This window comes from Methylovirgula ligni (assembly GCF_004135935.1).
Taxonomy (GTDB): Bacteria; Pseudomonadota; Alphaproteobacteria; order Rhizobiales; family Beijerinckiaceae; genus Methylovirgula; species Methylovirgula ligni.
The window spans coordinates 2,395,033-2,409,277 of record NZ_CP025086.1 but is presented as its reverse complement, the minus strand read 5'-3'; the positions used below and the strand labels follow the sequence as shown (position 1 = coordinate 2,409,277).

Here is a 14,245-nt window from a genome sequence, read left to right as displayed (position 1 = left end):
CTGCATTGCGATTTAACGAAGATCGGAAACGGGCGGATCATTATGGCGTCACGCGCGTTAGACTGCGCGGTTCGGCCCGCGACGACGCTTCGGCCGGGCGTTTGCCCGGTTGAAGCCCGGGTGCGCGGATCGGTCAACAGGAGGATGCTGATGCGAACCATACATAAATTGGCGTTGCCCGTTTACCTGTTCGGATTCACGTTTGGCGTAGTAAATTTTGCTGCGGCAGTGCCCGCAGGTGTCATCCAGGCAGCGCCGGGCGTGACCGCCAGCGAAACTGCGCCGCAGGCCGCGCCGCTGATCCAGAAAGCCTGGTGGCACCATTGGTATCACTGGCACCATTGGCATCATTGGCACCACTGGCATCACTGGTATTGAGGCTCGTTTACCAGTCGATCAGCGCCGTCCCGCGATGGATGGCGTCGGCGTAAGCCGTGAACCGCTCGCCTTCGTGCAGCACGAGCGGCGGCGCGATCGTCAAAGGCCCACGGCTGCCCTTCTGAGCGCGCAGGAGAATGCGCGTCGCGGCGCGGTCGACGCGCGGCTGGACGGATATAAGCACTTGTGCCCCGGCGCGGCCTTCGAGCGCCGCGAGAATCGCGGGCAACGCGTCCGGCCGGTGGATCAGCACCAGCGTGCCGCCGTCCCGCAGCAGCGCGAGACAGGCCGCGAGCCAATCGGCGAGCGCTTGCGGCCCCGCCACCGTCATCGCATGGGCGGCGCGCTTGCCGGCATCGGGCGAAAGCCGCGCCCGCGCCGGATCGAGAAAAGGCGGATTGGTGATGACGAGCGCGGCGGCCCCGTCCGCGAGCCCGATGGCGCGGCGCTCCGGGGCGTCGAGCACATCGGTTTCATAGACCGTGCCACGCTGGTCGAATTGATTGAGAGCCAGATTCTCGCGCGCCAAGGCCGCCGTCGCGGCATCGTTCTCGACAAGGCCGAAGGCGATCCCCGGCCGCAGCCGTGCCAATGCGAGGCCCGCCGCCCCGACTCCGGCGCCGACATCAAGCGCGAGGCCGTCGATTTGGGCCGGCGCGGCAGCAGCGAGCAGCACTGCGTCCGTTCCGGCACGATGACCGTGCGCCAATTGGCGCAGGCGCAATTGCCGCCCCAGGAAGAAGTCGGCCTCGGCCAACTCAGCCATCGGAGAGTTCCTGCGCCAGACCGGCCTCGCGCAGAAGCCGCCGCGCCCGATCGGCTTCGTCCTCCTGCACGAGGACACGGCGCGGCAGAAAGCCGAGCGAACCATCGACCGCGCTGGCGAACTGATCGGCGACGAAGACCTCGATGCCCTCCGCCGCCAACATGGCTTCGACCGCCGAGATCAGCACCAGATCGTTCGTTCGGATAAGCTCGATCATAAATCTCCGGCGTGGCTGGACGCGAGGACGCGCAAACTAGCCTTTCCGGCGCCTTTAGGCCAGTTTGCGTGGCGCGCGCATCCATGCTCTAGCTCCCCGATTACAAGGTTGCGGGCGGCGCGAGGGCGGCCTAATTTGGCGCTCTTATCAGTCCGGGGCGGCCTCCGGTTGGAGAGTGAATTGGGCGTTGTCATTCCACTTGAGGAAGCTGCCGGCGAAGGCCGTATCGAGGCGCTGAATCGCCTGGCCGCGCCCGATATGGAGCGGGTCAATCAGGTCATCCTGTCGCACGCCGCCTCGCATGTGTCGATGATCCCAGAGATTGCCAATCATTTGATCGCCTCCGGCGGCAAAAGGCTGCGGCCGATGCTGACGCTGGCAACAGCCGGCCTCTGCGGCTATCCGGGCGCCGGCCATATCAAACTCGCGGCGGCGGTCGAATTCATGCACACCGCGACGCTGCTGCATGACGATGTCGTCGACGAGAGCAATATGCGGCGCGGCAAGCTCGCGGCCCGGATGCTCTGGGGCAACGAGGCGACAGTCCTTGTCGGCGATTTCCTGCTCGGCCAGGCGTTCAAGATGATGGTCGAGGTCGGCTCGCTCGCCGCGCTGGAAGTGCTCTCCTCCGCCGCGGCCGTGATCGCCGAAGGCGAAGTGATGCAGCTTGCGGCGGCGAAGGATACGCAGACGAGCGAGGACGATTATCTCGCGGTGATCCGCGCCAAGACGGCGGCCCTCTTCGGCGCCGCCTCCGAGGTCGGGCCGATCCTCGCCGGGCGGTCGAAGGCGGAGATGGCCGCCTGCCGCGGCTATGGCCTCAATCTCGGCATCGCTTTCCAGCTCATCGACGACGCGCTCGATTACGGCGGCAAGTCGGCCAAGCTCGGCAAGAATGTCGGCGACGATTTCCGCGAGGGCAAGATTACTCTGCCCGTCGTCCTGTCATTCCGCCGGGGAACGGAATCCGAGCGCGCCTTCTGGCGCCGCACGCTCGAAGACGGCGAAATCAACGAGGGCGATCTCGAAGCCGCGATCACCATCATGCACAAGCATCGCGGACTCGAGGATACGGTCGAGCGCGCGCGCCATTATGGTGCGATGGCGCATGACGCGCTGGAACTGTTCCCCGCCTCGCCGTGGAAGGCAGCGCTGAAGGATGTGGTCGATTTCTGCATCGAGCGCGCGCATTGAGGCGGGTCCCCGCTCGAGCGCATACGTCATTGCGAGCGCAAGCGAAGCAATCCAGATAGCTGACCACCGCCTGGACTTTTGCTGGATTGCTTTGTCGCTGCGCTCCTCGCAATGACGATCTCAATTGTTTCCAGCTAATTCAATAGCGTCGCCTTCACCCACCAATCGGGATGAGCTTCGGCAATCGCCTTGCGCGCCTTGCCGACGGCGCGGCAATTGTCAAAGAGAGCAAAGCAGGTCGCCCCCGACCCCGACATGCGCGCGAGCTTGCAGCCCGGCGCGGCTGCGAGGATGGCGAGTACCTTGCCGATAATCGGCGCGAGAACGGAGGCTGCGTCCTCCATATCGTTGCGGCCCTTGCGCAAGGCGGCGATCAAGGCATCGAACGAGATATTGGAGCCGATCTGCGGATGCGGTCCGAAATGCGTCTCGCCGCCGACGGGGATCTTCATAAAGTCGAAGACCGGCTTGGTTTCGAGCGGCTGGCGCGGGTTGACGATCAGCGCCGGCAGCGGCGGCAGATCGAGCACCGGCCCGAGCTTCTCGCCGATGCCGCTCATCATCCGCGCCCGCGCGGCGACGCAGACCGGCACATCGGCGCCCGTCGCCCGCGCCGCCTCAAGCAGGCGCGGATCGTCGAGCGCGAGATTATTGGCGCGGGCGAGCAGCCGCAGCGCCGCGGCGGCATCGGACGAGCCGCCGCCGATGCCGGCCGCCACCGGCAAGGTCTTGACCAAAGTGAACGCGCCGAGGCGTAAGCCTTCGACCCTGTCGGCCAGTTGGCGTGCCGCCTTGATGACAAGGTTCTTTTCCGGATCGCCCGCGGAGGTCGCTGTTGGACCGCCGACCTGAAGCCGCAGGGATTCACCCGGCGTCAGCGTCAACCGGTCGCCGCTGCGCGAGAAAGCGACGAGACTCTCAAGCTCGTGGTAGCCGTCCGCCCGACGTCCGACGACATGCAGCGTCAGATTGATCTTGGCAGGGGCGCGGTCGGTGAAATGCTGAGACAAGGGCAGGATCGGGTCGGGGCTTGATCGACGAAATTCTCGTCATCGCAAGGAGCGCGGCGGCGAAGCAACCCGGAGCCTATGGCCGGACTGCTTCGTTTTTCCCGCAATGACGGAGACGGCCTGTGAAACGCTCAGCCGCCGCCATTCTGCTTGTGATCGGCATCGGCCGCGGCGGGCTTGTCATTCGTCACGGGCTTTGGGTCCGCGCTTGCAGCCGTATCGAGGCCGAATTTGATCTTGTGCAGAATACGCGGCAGATCGGTTGAATCCGCGCCCATGTCGCGGGCGTGGTTCCATTGGAAATGGGCATCAAGCTTGCGCCCGACCCGCCAATAGGCATCGCCAAGGTGGTCGTTGATGACCGGGTCCGCCGGCTTCAGATCGATCGCTTTCTCAAGATCGGTCACCGCCTCCTTGTAATGGCCGAGCTTGTATTCCGCCCAGCCAAGACTGTCGACGACATAGCCGTCTGTCGGGCGCAACTCGACCGCACGGCGTAGCATCGGAAAAGCCTGGTCGAGATGCATTCCCTTATCCACCCAGCTATAGCCGAGGTAATTCAGCACCAGCGGCTGGTCCGGGAAAAGCTGCAGCGCGTGTTTGAAATCGGCTTCCGCCTTCGGCCATTGCTTGCTGCGCTCATAGGCGATGCCGCGGAAATAATAGAGCGGCCAATTGGCGGCCTCGGGCTTTTTCGAAGCCGCGAGCGCCCGCGTATAGGTGGTGATGGCTTCGTCGTAATGATCGTGCGCGCGCTCCAGATTGCCGAGCGCCGAGAGAGCCTCCTCGTCATTGGGGTGCTCATCGGCGACATTGCGCAAATAGCTCAACGCCTGATCGCCGCGGCCGAGATTTTCCAGCGCCTGGCTGATTTCGATATCGGCGGTCTCGCGCTGCGGATCGCTCTGCGGAACGTCCTGGAAGATGTCGAGCGCCTGCTCGTTCTGATTGATGCGCTGATAAAGATCGCCCAGCGTCAGCAGGGCCAGCGCATTGTCCGGATCGAGATAAAGCGAGAGCCGCAGGTAGATCAGCCCGGCGAGATCATCGCCCTGCCGGTCGCCGGCGGCGCCGAGGCCATAAAGAACTTCCGCCGCTCCCTGATCGACATTCCCGATGAGCGGCTGCAGGCTCTTGCCGCCCTTGAGACTGGCGAGCGCAGCGCGGACGATGGGATGGTCCGGCACGATCTGATCGAAAGCCGTGTAGAGCGCGATGGCCTGATCGTCCTTGCCGGTCTGGCTCAGAAACCGGGCATAGGCATCCACGAGGCGCAGAGTGTTCTTGTCGCTGTCGTAGGCCGCCTTGAACGCGTCCGCCGCCTGCTCCCGGCGGCCGGCCACATCGGCAATCAAAGCCTTGTGATAGCTGCGGAAGACCGAGAAATTCTGGTCATCGAGCCGATCGACCGTCTCGAGCGCCCGGCGCGTCTGACCCGAGCCCTGATAGGCCCAGGCGGTCAGCAGAGTCGCGGTCAGGTCGCCGCCTTCGGCGCCACCGCCACGGGCGAATTGACCGCGCGCGGCGGCATATTGATGCTCCTTCAGCGCGCGCACCCCGACTGCAAGCCGCGCCAGCCCATTATCGGGCTCGTAGATCAGCAGCTTGTCAGCCAAGGTGAAGGCTTCCGGCATACTGCCGTTGGAGAGCGCCGCGACGAAAGCGCGCTCGATCAATTCCTTGTTGCGCGGATCAAAGCGCAGCGCCTCGCGGAAAAAGGTCGCCGCCGCCACCGTGTCGCGATCCGCACCAGCGATGACCGCGGCGAGATAATTGCCTGCCGGACTCTCGCCGACTTCGAACGGGGTGGCGACGGAGAGCGATTCATTGACCTTGGCCGCCGCAGCCGTGAGGCCGAACGATCCGGCCAGGACCACCGAGACAGAGGACAAGATCACGCGCGAGGCGAGACGGTGCAACGGCAAGCTTCAATCCTCCGGGAACGAACCGATTTGGGCGCGGAAATTACGTTGGGCGAAAGCTGCTGCATCCTGCTCCGGCCGGCGCAGGAATGCCAGCGCCAGCTATACGCCGAAACAATACGCTTGGAAATGCAGAGCCCGCACCCCCGGCAGGGGCGCATCTCCCCGGCCGGACCCCGGAGATCATCGTGCCGAACATGGCCGTTTTAGGTTTTCGGCGTCCCAGGCCGCAAAAATCACAAAAATCACATTCCGCGCGGCCGCGCTGGCGTATCCCCGGTTTCGGGGCAAAATACCCGCATCAGTCACGCATTTTGTAAAAGACGTGGTGGCCGATCCTGTCCGTCCGTTCCAGCCGCCGCGCCCAATAGGGATGTACATAAAGCGCGTGATAATGCGTCGCGTCGCCAACATCCGCGACATAGGTTTTTCCGGTGGTCACGGCGGCAGCAATATGTTCGGCGCGCTGCCAGGCATCGGACTCGGTGATCCGCAGCGACCGCCCCTCGCAGGCGAAGGAGAATTGGCAGGCGTGATAGTGCTGCCGGTTCTGGAAGACGACGCCGCAGATCGTCGAGGGATAGAGCCCGCTTGAGACGCGGTTCAGCACGACTTGCGCCACCGCCGCCTGCCCCTTGTCGCTCTCGCCGCGGGCTTCGAAATAGATCGCTTGCGCGAGGCAGCGCTGCTCGTGGTGCCACTGGTCCTCATCGATCAGCGAGGCGTAATCCGGCCGGTCGGCAGGCACGCTCGAGAAATCGGCAGTTTCTTCATGCGGCAGGGTCGACAGCGAAACGACTTCGACAGGCGTCGCGTCGTCCGTCGCCGGCGTCATCGAGGCGAGCGCTTCCGCGCGCCCTACTTCGGGTGTCGCGCCCTGCATCATTTGCTCGGCGATATTCGCCGGCCGCACGGTCTCGGTCGAGCCGGGCTGCGCCGGCGACGCATCGGCGCGGCTCGGCGCTGTCGTCGGGTTTTCGCCGCTCGGCCAGGGCGTAAAGCTATCCGGGCTTGCCGGAGCTTCGTTGAGCGCGAAGGCGTCGCTCTGCAATGTCTCGGCTTCGGCAAAGATCATCTGCCGCGCCCGCAAAGCCGCGAGATCGCCCGTGTGCTGCAATTGGGAGCTGAAGGTCGGCCGCAGACCGACGGCCGGATCACCGCGGTGGCTGCGATCGATGACCGGGAAGCTATGAGCAGCGCGCGGCTTCAATGCCGCCCGCGGCGCCATCTCGTCGGGCACCAGTACGAAATCCGCCGGATCGCCGAGGCGCAAGCGGGCCTCGGCGGCACGGGCCGCGGTCTGCATTAGATCGAGGCCAAATCCCGGGCCGCCCACGACGACGGGAATGAGATTGCCGGGCTGAGTCGCGGCAAGGATGCCAGCCGGCGCGAGCGAGGCGCCGATCGTCGCATCCTGACCGGCGTCGGCGGCCATCGAGACGACGAGCCCGATACCCAGACACCAGGGCGCCACCACGCCCATCGCCCACCAGACTTGAAGCCGACTCATACGCCGCGCTCGCCACGAAACCCGGCGTGTCCCGCCGGCCACAACCGACGGAAATTCCGTCGCTGCCTATGGTTATCGCGGTTTAAGCTTGAAGAGGTGTTTAGCGGCGGGTGAATCGCGGCGTTTCAATTTGAGCCAAATTTTACGGATTTTCCTCGGCGTCGAGAGCGCCGATTGTGGCCTGTGCCGCGGCCAATCGTGCAATCGGCACCCGGAACGGCGAGCACGAAATATAATCGAGGCCGGCCTTCTCGAAAAAGCCGATCGAGGCCGGATCGCCGCCATGTTCGCCGCAAATGCCGAGCTTGAGCGAGGGCCGTGTCTTGCGGCCGCGCTCGGTGGCGATCTCGACGAGTTCGCCAACGCCCTGCTGGTCGATCGTCGTGAACGGATCGCGCGCGACGAGCCCCTTGGCGATATAGACGCCAAGGAAAGTCCCGGCATCGTCGCGCGAAATGCCGAGCGCCGTCTGCGTCAGATCGTTGGTGCCGAACGAGAAGAATTCCGCGCTCTCGGCAATCTCTCCCGCCGCCAGCGCCGCGCGCGGCAGCTCGATCATGGTTCCGACCGTGTAAGCGATCGTCTCGCCGGTTGCCGCCGTCACCGCCTCCGCGCAGCGGTCGATGATCGCCTTGACAGCGTCGAATTCGGCTTTCATCGCGACCAGCGGAACCATGATCTCCGGCTCCGGCGCCACGCCGGTCTTGCGCTTGGCCTCGATCGCGCCTTCGAAGATCGCCCGAGCCTGCATGTCCGCGATTTCAGGAAAGGCGATGGCGAGCCGGCAGCCGCGAAATCCGAGCATGGGATTATATTCGCGCAATTCCTCGGCGCGATGCTGCAGATGTTCCGCCGTCACATTCATCGCGGCGGCGACTTCGGCGATCTCCTCCGCCGTATGCGGCAGGAATTCGTGCAGCGGCGGATCGAGCAGCCGGATCGTCACCGGCAAACCGGACATGATCGTGAACAGCTTGGCGAAATCGTCGCGCTGATAAGGAAGCAGTTTGGCGAGCGCGGCGCGGCGCCCCCTTTCGTCATCGGCGAGGATCATCTCGCGCATGGCGCGGATGCGGCTCGCCTCGAAGAACATATGCTCGGTGCGGCAAAGGCCGATTCCCTCGGCGCCGAAGCGCCGCGCCGCTTCCGCATCCGCTTCCGTCTCGGCATTGGCGCGCACGCTCATGCGGCGCAGTTTGTCGGCCCATTGCATGATGACGCCGAACTCGCCCGAAAGCTCGGGCTGCTGCTTCTCGATCGCGCCGGCCATCACGCGCCCGGTGCCACCATCGATCGTCAGAATATCGCCTCGCCGCAACGTCGCGCTCCCGGCGGAGAGGATGCCGCGTTCGGAATCGATGCGGATCGCGCCCGCGCCGGTGACGCAGGGCTTGCCCATGCCGCGCGCCACGACCGCGGCATGCGAGGTCATGCCGCCGCGTGACGTGAGAATCCCCTCGGACGCATGCATCCCATGGATGTCCTCAGGGCTGGTCTCGACGCGCACCAGGATCACCTTGCGCCCGGCGCTGCGCAATTGCTCGGCCTCGTCGGCATTGAAGACGATCTCGCCGGTGGCCGCACCCGGCGAGGCCGGCAGGCCGGTGGCGATGACATCACGCTCCGCTTCCGGCGCGACGGTCGGGTGCAGCAATTGATCGAGCGAGCCCGGATCGATGCGGCGCACGGCCTCCGCCTCGCTGATCAAGCCTTCGCGCGCCATCTCGACGGCAGCGCGCAGGGCCGCCCTGGCGGTGCGCTTGCCGGCGCGCGTCTGCAACATCCAGAGCTTGCCGCGCTCGACCGTGAATTCGACATCCTGGATGTCGCGATAGTGCCGCTCGAGCCGCGCTGCCACCGCGACGAACTGGGAGAAGACCTCAGGGAGCACCGTCTCCATCGACGGCTGGGAAGAGCCCGCCCCGATGCGCGCGGCCTCGGTGATATTCTGCGGCGTCCGCACCCCGGCGACGACATCCTCACCCTGCGCGTTGATCAGGAACTCGCCATAGAGCTCCTTTGCGCCGGTCGAGGGATTGCGGGTGAAGGCAACGCCCGTCGCGGAGGTCTCGCCCATATTGCCGAAGACCATCGCCTGGACGGTGACGGCCGTGCCCCAGCTCTCGGGAATATTGTGCAACTGCCTGTATATTTTCGCGCGCGGATTGTTCCAGGAGCCGAAGACGGCGCCGATGGCGCCCCAAAGCTGTTCGCGCGGCGCCTGCGGAAAGGCATGGCCATGCACCTCGGCGATCTTCGCCTTGAAGGCGCGGATGACCTCTTGCCAATCCTCGGCCGAGAGATCGGTGTCGAGCGTCAGTTCCCTGGCCTCTTTGAAATCCTCGATCAGTTCCTCGAAATGATGATGCCCGATACCAAGCACGATGCTCGAATACATCTGGATGAAGCGGCGATAGGAATCATAGGCAAAGCGCGCGTCTTCAGCGTCGGCCGCGAGCGCATCCACGGTCGCATCGTTGAGCCCGATGTTCAGCACCGTATCCATCATGCCAGGCATCGAAGCGCGGGAGCCTGAGCGGACGGAAACGAGCAGCGGCCGCTGTGCGTCGCCAAAGGCGCGGCCGGCGATCTCCTCGACATGCTTCAGCGCCGCCTCGACCTCGACGGCGAGTTCCGGCGGATAGCTCTGGGCGTGGGCGTAAAAATAGGCGCAGACCTCGGTCGTGATGGTGAAGCCGGGCGGCACGGGAAGCCCAAGGCTGGCCATTTCCGCGAGATTAGCGCCCTTGCCGCCGAGCAGCGCGCTCATCCGGCTGCCGCCCTCGGCGGCGCCGTTGCCGAACGTATAGACCCACTTTGCCATAACGGTCCCCGAATTGACCCGGCCGCGCGGCCACGTCGAATGATCCATAGATCACCGCAAGCGCCGCCGGAACGTGCATTTTCGTCTTGGTTAGAGCGAGATTAAAAATGCGGCCTTAGCGGCTCCAGCCTCTAGGCGTGGCGTGGCAGAGCCAGCAAACGCGCCTTCATGCGCAGGCCAAGGGTGATCCAGCTCCCGCCCCAGAACAGCAGATCGAGCCCGAGAAGCACGCCGAGAATGACGAAACTATTGGCCGGCCAGCCGATTAGAACGACGAGACCGACCACGGACGTGACGATGCCGGCCAGGATCACAATGCCGCGGACGTCTTTATTGAGCTGCGTGCCGACATAGATACGGATGATCCCGGTGACGAACAACGCGATGCCGAGCAGCAAAGTGAACACCGCCGCCGCCATGATGGGCTGGGCCAGCGCGAAGGCGGCAACGACGATATAGGCGAGCCCGGCGATGACCCAGAGGAAGAACCGGGTCCAGGACCGGGCGCCGAAAGCGAAAGCGATCTCCCCGCCGCCGGCGATGACCATGAAAAACGCGATGATATAGACGGAGGCGATAGTGGCGGAAACGACCAGGGCCAGAGCGGCAACACCCATTGCCGCGACGAGAACGCCCAAAGCGACGAACCAAGGCCAACGATGGCGCAGCCGCTCGACGCAGCCGCTGGCTGCGGCCGGCAGACTGGAAATCGGTGCGGTTTCTGTCGGAAGACTCATGTCCGGCTCCGATACGCAAATTAAGCCTCGACGCGGACTTTTCCAGAGCGCGGCCGCCAAAGCCATTCCTTCGACGCCTAAAGGTTTTGAATCCGTAACCTGAAAGACACACTTGTTAAGGAAGAAGCTTGGATCACCTGCCCTGGCGTATTTCACGCATGGCCTGTGCGTCGTCGCCTGCGTTAATCCTGTTATCGACGGAGGATTGCTTCTTTTTCGGCAAAATTGCTGGGTCCGCCCCTTTTGATATATGTTCAGGCTGACCGCGAATAGCTACGCCTAAGCTAATGACAATTCTCGAAATGAGGTAACTGTGACGACACCCACGAAGACTCCGCTGCTGGACGCGATCCAGTCGCCGGCCGATTTGCGGCGACTTCCCGAATCCGACCTTGCCCAGGTTGCGCAGGAATTACGCACCGAGACGATCGACGCCGTTTCCGTGACCGGCGGCCACCTCGGCGCCGGCCTCGGCGTCATCGAGCTGACCGTCGCCCTGCACTATGTCTTCAATACGCCGGACGACCGGATCATCTGGGATGTCGGCCATCAGGCCTATCCGCACAAGATCCTGACCGAGCGCCGCGATCGCATCCGCACCCTGCGCAAGGGCGAGGGCCTGTCCGGCTTCACCAAGCGCGCGGAAAGCCCCTACGATCCGTTCGGCGCAGGCCATTCCTCGACCTCGATTTCGGCCGGCCTCGGCATGGCCGTCGCCGCGACGCTCGCCGACAAGCCGACGAATGTCGTGGCCGTCATCGGCGATGGCGCCATGTCGGCCGGCATGGCCTATGAGGCGATGAACAATGCCGGCGCGATGCATTCGCGCCTCATCATCATCCTCAACGACAACGAGATGTCGATTGCCCCGCCCGCCGGCGCGCTCTCGTCCTATCTCGCCCGGCTCGTCTCCGGCGGCACCTATCGCACCGTGCGCGAGGCGGCCAAGCAGCTCGGCCGTCATCTGCCCAAGTTCATCTACGACCGCGCCCGCAAGACCGAGGAATTCGCACGGAATTTCTGGGCGGGCGGGACGATGTTCGAGGAACTCGGCATCTATTATGTCGGGCCGATCGACGGCCATAACCTCGATCAGCTTTTGCCGATCCTGAAGAACGTCCGCGACATGGAAGGCCGTGGCCCGGTTCTCGTTCATGTCGTGACGCAGAAGGGCAAGGGCTATGGCCCGGCCGAGGCCGCCAAGGACAAGCACCACGCCGTCAATACGTTCGACGTGCTGACCGGCACGCAGGTGAAGCCCAAGGCCAATGCGCCGACCTATACCCGCGTCTTCGCCGACGCGCTGGTGAAGGAGGCGCAGCAGGACGACAAGATCGTCGCCATCACCGCCGCCATGCCGTCCGGTACCGGCCTTGACGTGTTCGAGAAGGCTTTCCCTGACCGGACTTTCGATGTCGGCATCGCCGAGCAACATGCGGTGACCTTCGCCGCGGGCCTCGCGAGCGAAGGGTTTAAGCCATTCTGCGCGATCTATTCGACCTTCCTGCAGCGCGCCTATGACCAGGTCGTCCATGACGTCGCGATCCAGAAGCTGCCGGTGCGCTTCGCCGTCGACCGCGCCGGTCTGGTCGGCGCCGATGGCGCGACCCATGCCGGCTCCTTTGATGTCTCCTATCTCGGCATCCTGCCGGGCATGGTGGTCATGGCAGCCGCCGACGAGGCCGAACTCGTGCATATGGTGCACACGGCAGTCGCCTATAGCGAGGGGCCGATCGCCTTCCGCTTTCCGCGCGGCGAAGGCGTCGGCATCGAACTGCCCGAGCACCCCGAAGTTCTGACCTTGGGCAAAGGCCGTATCCTGCGCGAGGGCAACAAGGTGGCGATCCTATCGCTCGGCACCCGGCTCGCGGAGGCGCTGAAAGCGGCCGAAGACCTCGCCGCCTACGGCATCTCGACCACGGTGGCCGATGCGCGTTTCGCCAAACCGCTCGATGTCGATCTCGTCAGCCGCCTCGCCCGCAACCATGAGGTTCTCATCACGGTTGAGGAAGGCTCGGTCGGCGGCTTCGGCTCGTTCGTGACGCAGGCGCTGCTGGAAAAAGGTCTGCTTGACGGCCGCCGGCCGCTCAAGCTGCGCTCGATGGTGCTGCCGGATATCTTCCTCGACCACGACAAGCCCGAGAAGCTGTATGCCGAGTCACATCTCGACGCGAAGGGCATTGTCGCCAAGGTGCTCGAGACGCTCGGTCGCGAGGACGAGGCCGCACGGGCGCTGATCGCCTGATCCACGCGATACGTCCCCTCGCATCACGGCCGCGCCCAGCGCGGCCGTAACGGCCTGTAGCTTTGGCGGCGCATCGTCGCTGAAGCGTCAGGAAAGGAAGACCGAAGATGACGGGTCGGAGGGTCGCGTTATATTACGCTTGGAGCAGACCGGCAGAAACCAGCGCGCCGCTTTCCGTCATTGAAAACCGCTTTCCGGCTCTCTTCGAGCTGCGGCGGATGCTCTATCCCCGGTTCGAAGAAGAGACCGGGTTCGATCAAGGCATCGCGGGTTTTCTCGATCATGTCATGAAGCTGAACTTCGCGGCTTTTGTCGAGCAGACCGCCGCACAGACAGGGCATCGCCCGGTCGAGATCGAGCGCGTCGGCGACGACGGAGCGGAAAAGCCGCTCGACGATATTCTGCTGAGCGAGATCGATACGCTCATCGTCATCAGCTTCGATTCATTGCGAACCGGACAGCAAGCGAGCGCCGCCGAAATCGGCGCGGTGAAATCATTCCTCGACGACCCCGACCATCTCGTCTTCATCTGCCCGCATCACGACATCGGCCATGCTGAGCACGCATCCCATGCCGAGACTGTGCGGCTTCAGGAAGAAGATTTTTATCACCACGGCGATCCGACCATTCCGCCCGAGCAGCGCTTTGGCGGACTCGCCCGCTCGCTTCTGGCGGGGCTCGGAGTACCCGTCGAAAATCAGTTCGGTTTGCGCCCGGCCAAAAATCCGGACGGGTCGCCGGCGCCAATCGAGATCGAACCGGACCGCGACCGGCTGAACATCCTGGAGGGCGTCCCGACGTTCAATCTGCATCCGCACCTGCCGCATCTGGAACGGCTCGGGGACGCGGTTTCCAAGCTGGACGTGCTGGCGCGGCAGCCGATCGATCTGTCCGCGCCACCGCATGCCTTTGTCCAAAGCGGACATTCGAAATTCGACGCGCTTCTCCAGTCGCGGCCGGGCGTCTTCGCGGGCACTCTTTTCGTCAGCGACACGACGCTCTGGAGCTCCACGGCGGGCGGAGTCGAAAGTCTTCGCCGTCTTTGGACGAACGTCGTTCAGCGCCCCACGCGATCCTGACGCCGCGCGTACGTCCAACCACACGAATAAATATCAGGCAATCTTGACCTGCGCGCGCAGCGGAATCGCCTGCGGCTCGCCAACCTCATAAATCGACAGTTTGCGTTCAAAGATACCGAGGTTCTTCCACGCGCCGCACCATTCGGCGATGTGGCCGGAGACGAAATGGTCGTCGAAGGCCGCCTGGCTCGCCCATCGCTCGGTGATGTGAATGAGGCCGGGGTCCTGAATGTCCTCGGCATAGGCATATTCGAGGCACCCTGCCTCTTTCCGGCTCGCCGCGATCACTTTCCGCATGGCGGGTCTTGCCTCGGCCAGACGCTCGGGCGCAATTCGTATTGTACCGACGATCAGGAGCATGGG

12 protein-coding genes are annotated in these 14,245 nt (G+C 64.3%); 4 read left to right on the top strand and 8 right to left on the bottom strand.

The window, feature by feature from the left end:
- Positions 1-150 precede the first annotated feature (150 nt).
- A complete protein-coding gene (locus CWB41_RS11590) occupies positions 151-378 on the top strand; it encodes a hypothetical protein (protein ID WP_129396472.1) in 228 nt (75 codons plus the stop codon).
- Positions 379-385: 7 nt separating this feature from the next.
- Here the strand turns inward: CWB41_RS11590 and CWB41_RS11585 are convergent, their stop codons facing one another.
- Both CWB41_RS11585 and CWB41_RS11580 read right to left on the bottom strand, forming a co-directional pair.
- Complete coding sequence (locus CWB41_RS11585; protein WP_115836581.1) at positions 386-1,144, bottom strand: tRNA1(Val) (adenine(37)-N6)-methyltransferase; 759 nt, start codon at positions 1,142-1,144, stop codon at positions 386-388.
- Positions 1,137-1,361 (bottom strand): putative signal transducing protein, encoded by a 225-nt coding sequence (locus CWB41_RS11580; RefSeq protein WP_115836582.1) that lies wholly within the window; start codon positions 1,359-1,361, stop codon positions 1,137-1,139. Before CWB41_RS11580 ends, CWB41_RS11585 begins: the two co-directional genes overlap by 8 nt.
- A gap of 180 nt (positions 1,362-1,541) precedes the next feature.
- On the opposite strand from CWB41_RS11580, the gene CWB41_RS11575 reads away from it, so the two are divergent.
- Positions 1,542-2,555, top strand: a complete 1,014-nt coding sequence (locus CWB41_RS11575) for a polyprenyl synthetase family protein (protein WP_245411271.1) — start codon at positions 1,542-1,544, stop codon at positions 2,553-2,555.
- A 134-nt stretch (positions 2,556-2,689) separates the two neighbouring features.
- On the opposite strand, the gene CWB41_RS11570 is transcribed toward CWB41_RS11575, so the two are convergent.
- The 5 genes from CWB41_RS11570 to CWB41_RS11550 form a co-directional block, all read right to left on the bottom strand.
- Positions 2,690-3,565 (bottom strand): 4-(cytidine 5'-diphospho)-2-C-methyl-D-erythritol kinase, encoded by an 876-nt coding sequence (locus CWB41_RS11570; protein WP_115836583.1) that lies wholly within the window; start codon positions 3,563-3,565, stop codon positions 2,690-2,692.
- Between the two features lie 131 nt (positions 3,566-3,696).
- Positions 3,697-5,490 carry a tetratricopeptide repeat protein gene (locus CWB41_RS11565; protein WP_245411272.1) on the bottom strand — a complete coding sequence of 598 codons (1,794 nt, stop codon included), beginning with the start codon at positions 5,488-5,490 and terminating at the stop codon, positions 3,697-3,699.
- 298 nt (positions 5,491-5,788) lie between these two features.
- Complete coding sequence (locus tag CWB41_RS11560; RefSeq protein WP_115836585.1) at positions 5,789-6,997, bottom strand: cell wall hydrolase; 1,209 nt, start codon at positions 6,995-6,997, stop codon at positions 5,789-5,791.
- Between the two features lie 142 nt (positions 6,998-7,139).
- Positions 7,140-9,821 carry a pyruvate, phosphate dikinase gene (ppdK, locus tag CWB41_RS11555; protein WP_115837083.1) on the bottom strand — a complete coding sequence of 894 codons (2,682 nt, stop codon included), beginning with the start codon at positions 9,819-9,821 and terminating at the stop codon, positions 7,140-7,142.
- 131 nt (positions 9,822-9,952) lie between these two features.
- A complete protein-coding gene (locus CWB41_RS11550; RefSeq protein ID WP_115836586.1) occupies positions 9,953-10,558 on the bottom strand; it encodes an HdeD family acid-resistance protein in 606 nt (201 codons plus the stop codon).
- Positions 10,559-10,871: 313 nt separating this feature from the next.
- Between CWB41_RS11550 and dxs the strand changes: the two genes are divergently transcribed.
- Both dxs and CWB41_RS11540 read left to right on the top strand, forming a co-directional pair.
- Complete coding sequence (dxs, locus tag CWB41_RS11545) at positions 10,872-12,803, top strand: 1-deoxy-D-xylulose-5-phosphate synthase (RefSeq protein ID WP_115836587.1); 1,932 nt, start codon at positions 10,872-10,874, stop codon at positions 12,801-12,803.
- A gap of 107 nt (positions 12,804-12,910) precedes the next feature.
- A complete protein-coding gene (locus CWB41_RS11540; protein ID WP_115836588.1) occupies positions 12,911-13,882 on the top strand; it encodes a hypothetical protein in 972 nt (323 codons plus the stop codon).
- A 33-nt stretch (positions 13,883-13,915) separates the two neighbouring features.
- Here the strand turns inward: CWB41_RS11540 and CWB41_RS11535 are convergent, their stop codons facing one another.
- Positions 13,916-14,242 (bottom strand): putative quinol monooxygenase, encoded by a 327-nt coding sequence (locus CWB41_RS11535; protein ID WP_115836589.1) that lies wholly within the window; start codon positions 14,240-14,242, stop codon positions 13,916-13,918.
- Between the last annotated feature and the right edge of the window lie 3 nt (positions 14,243-14,245).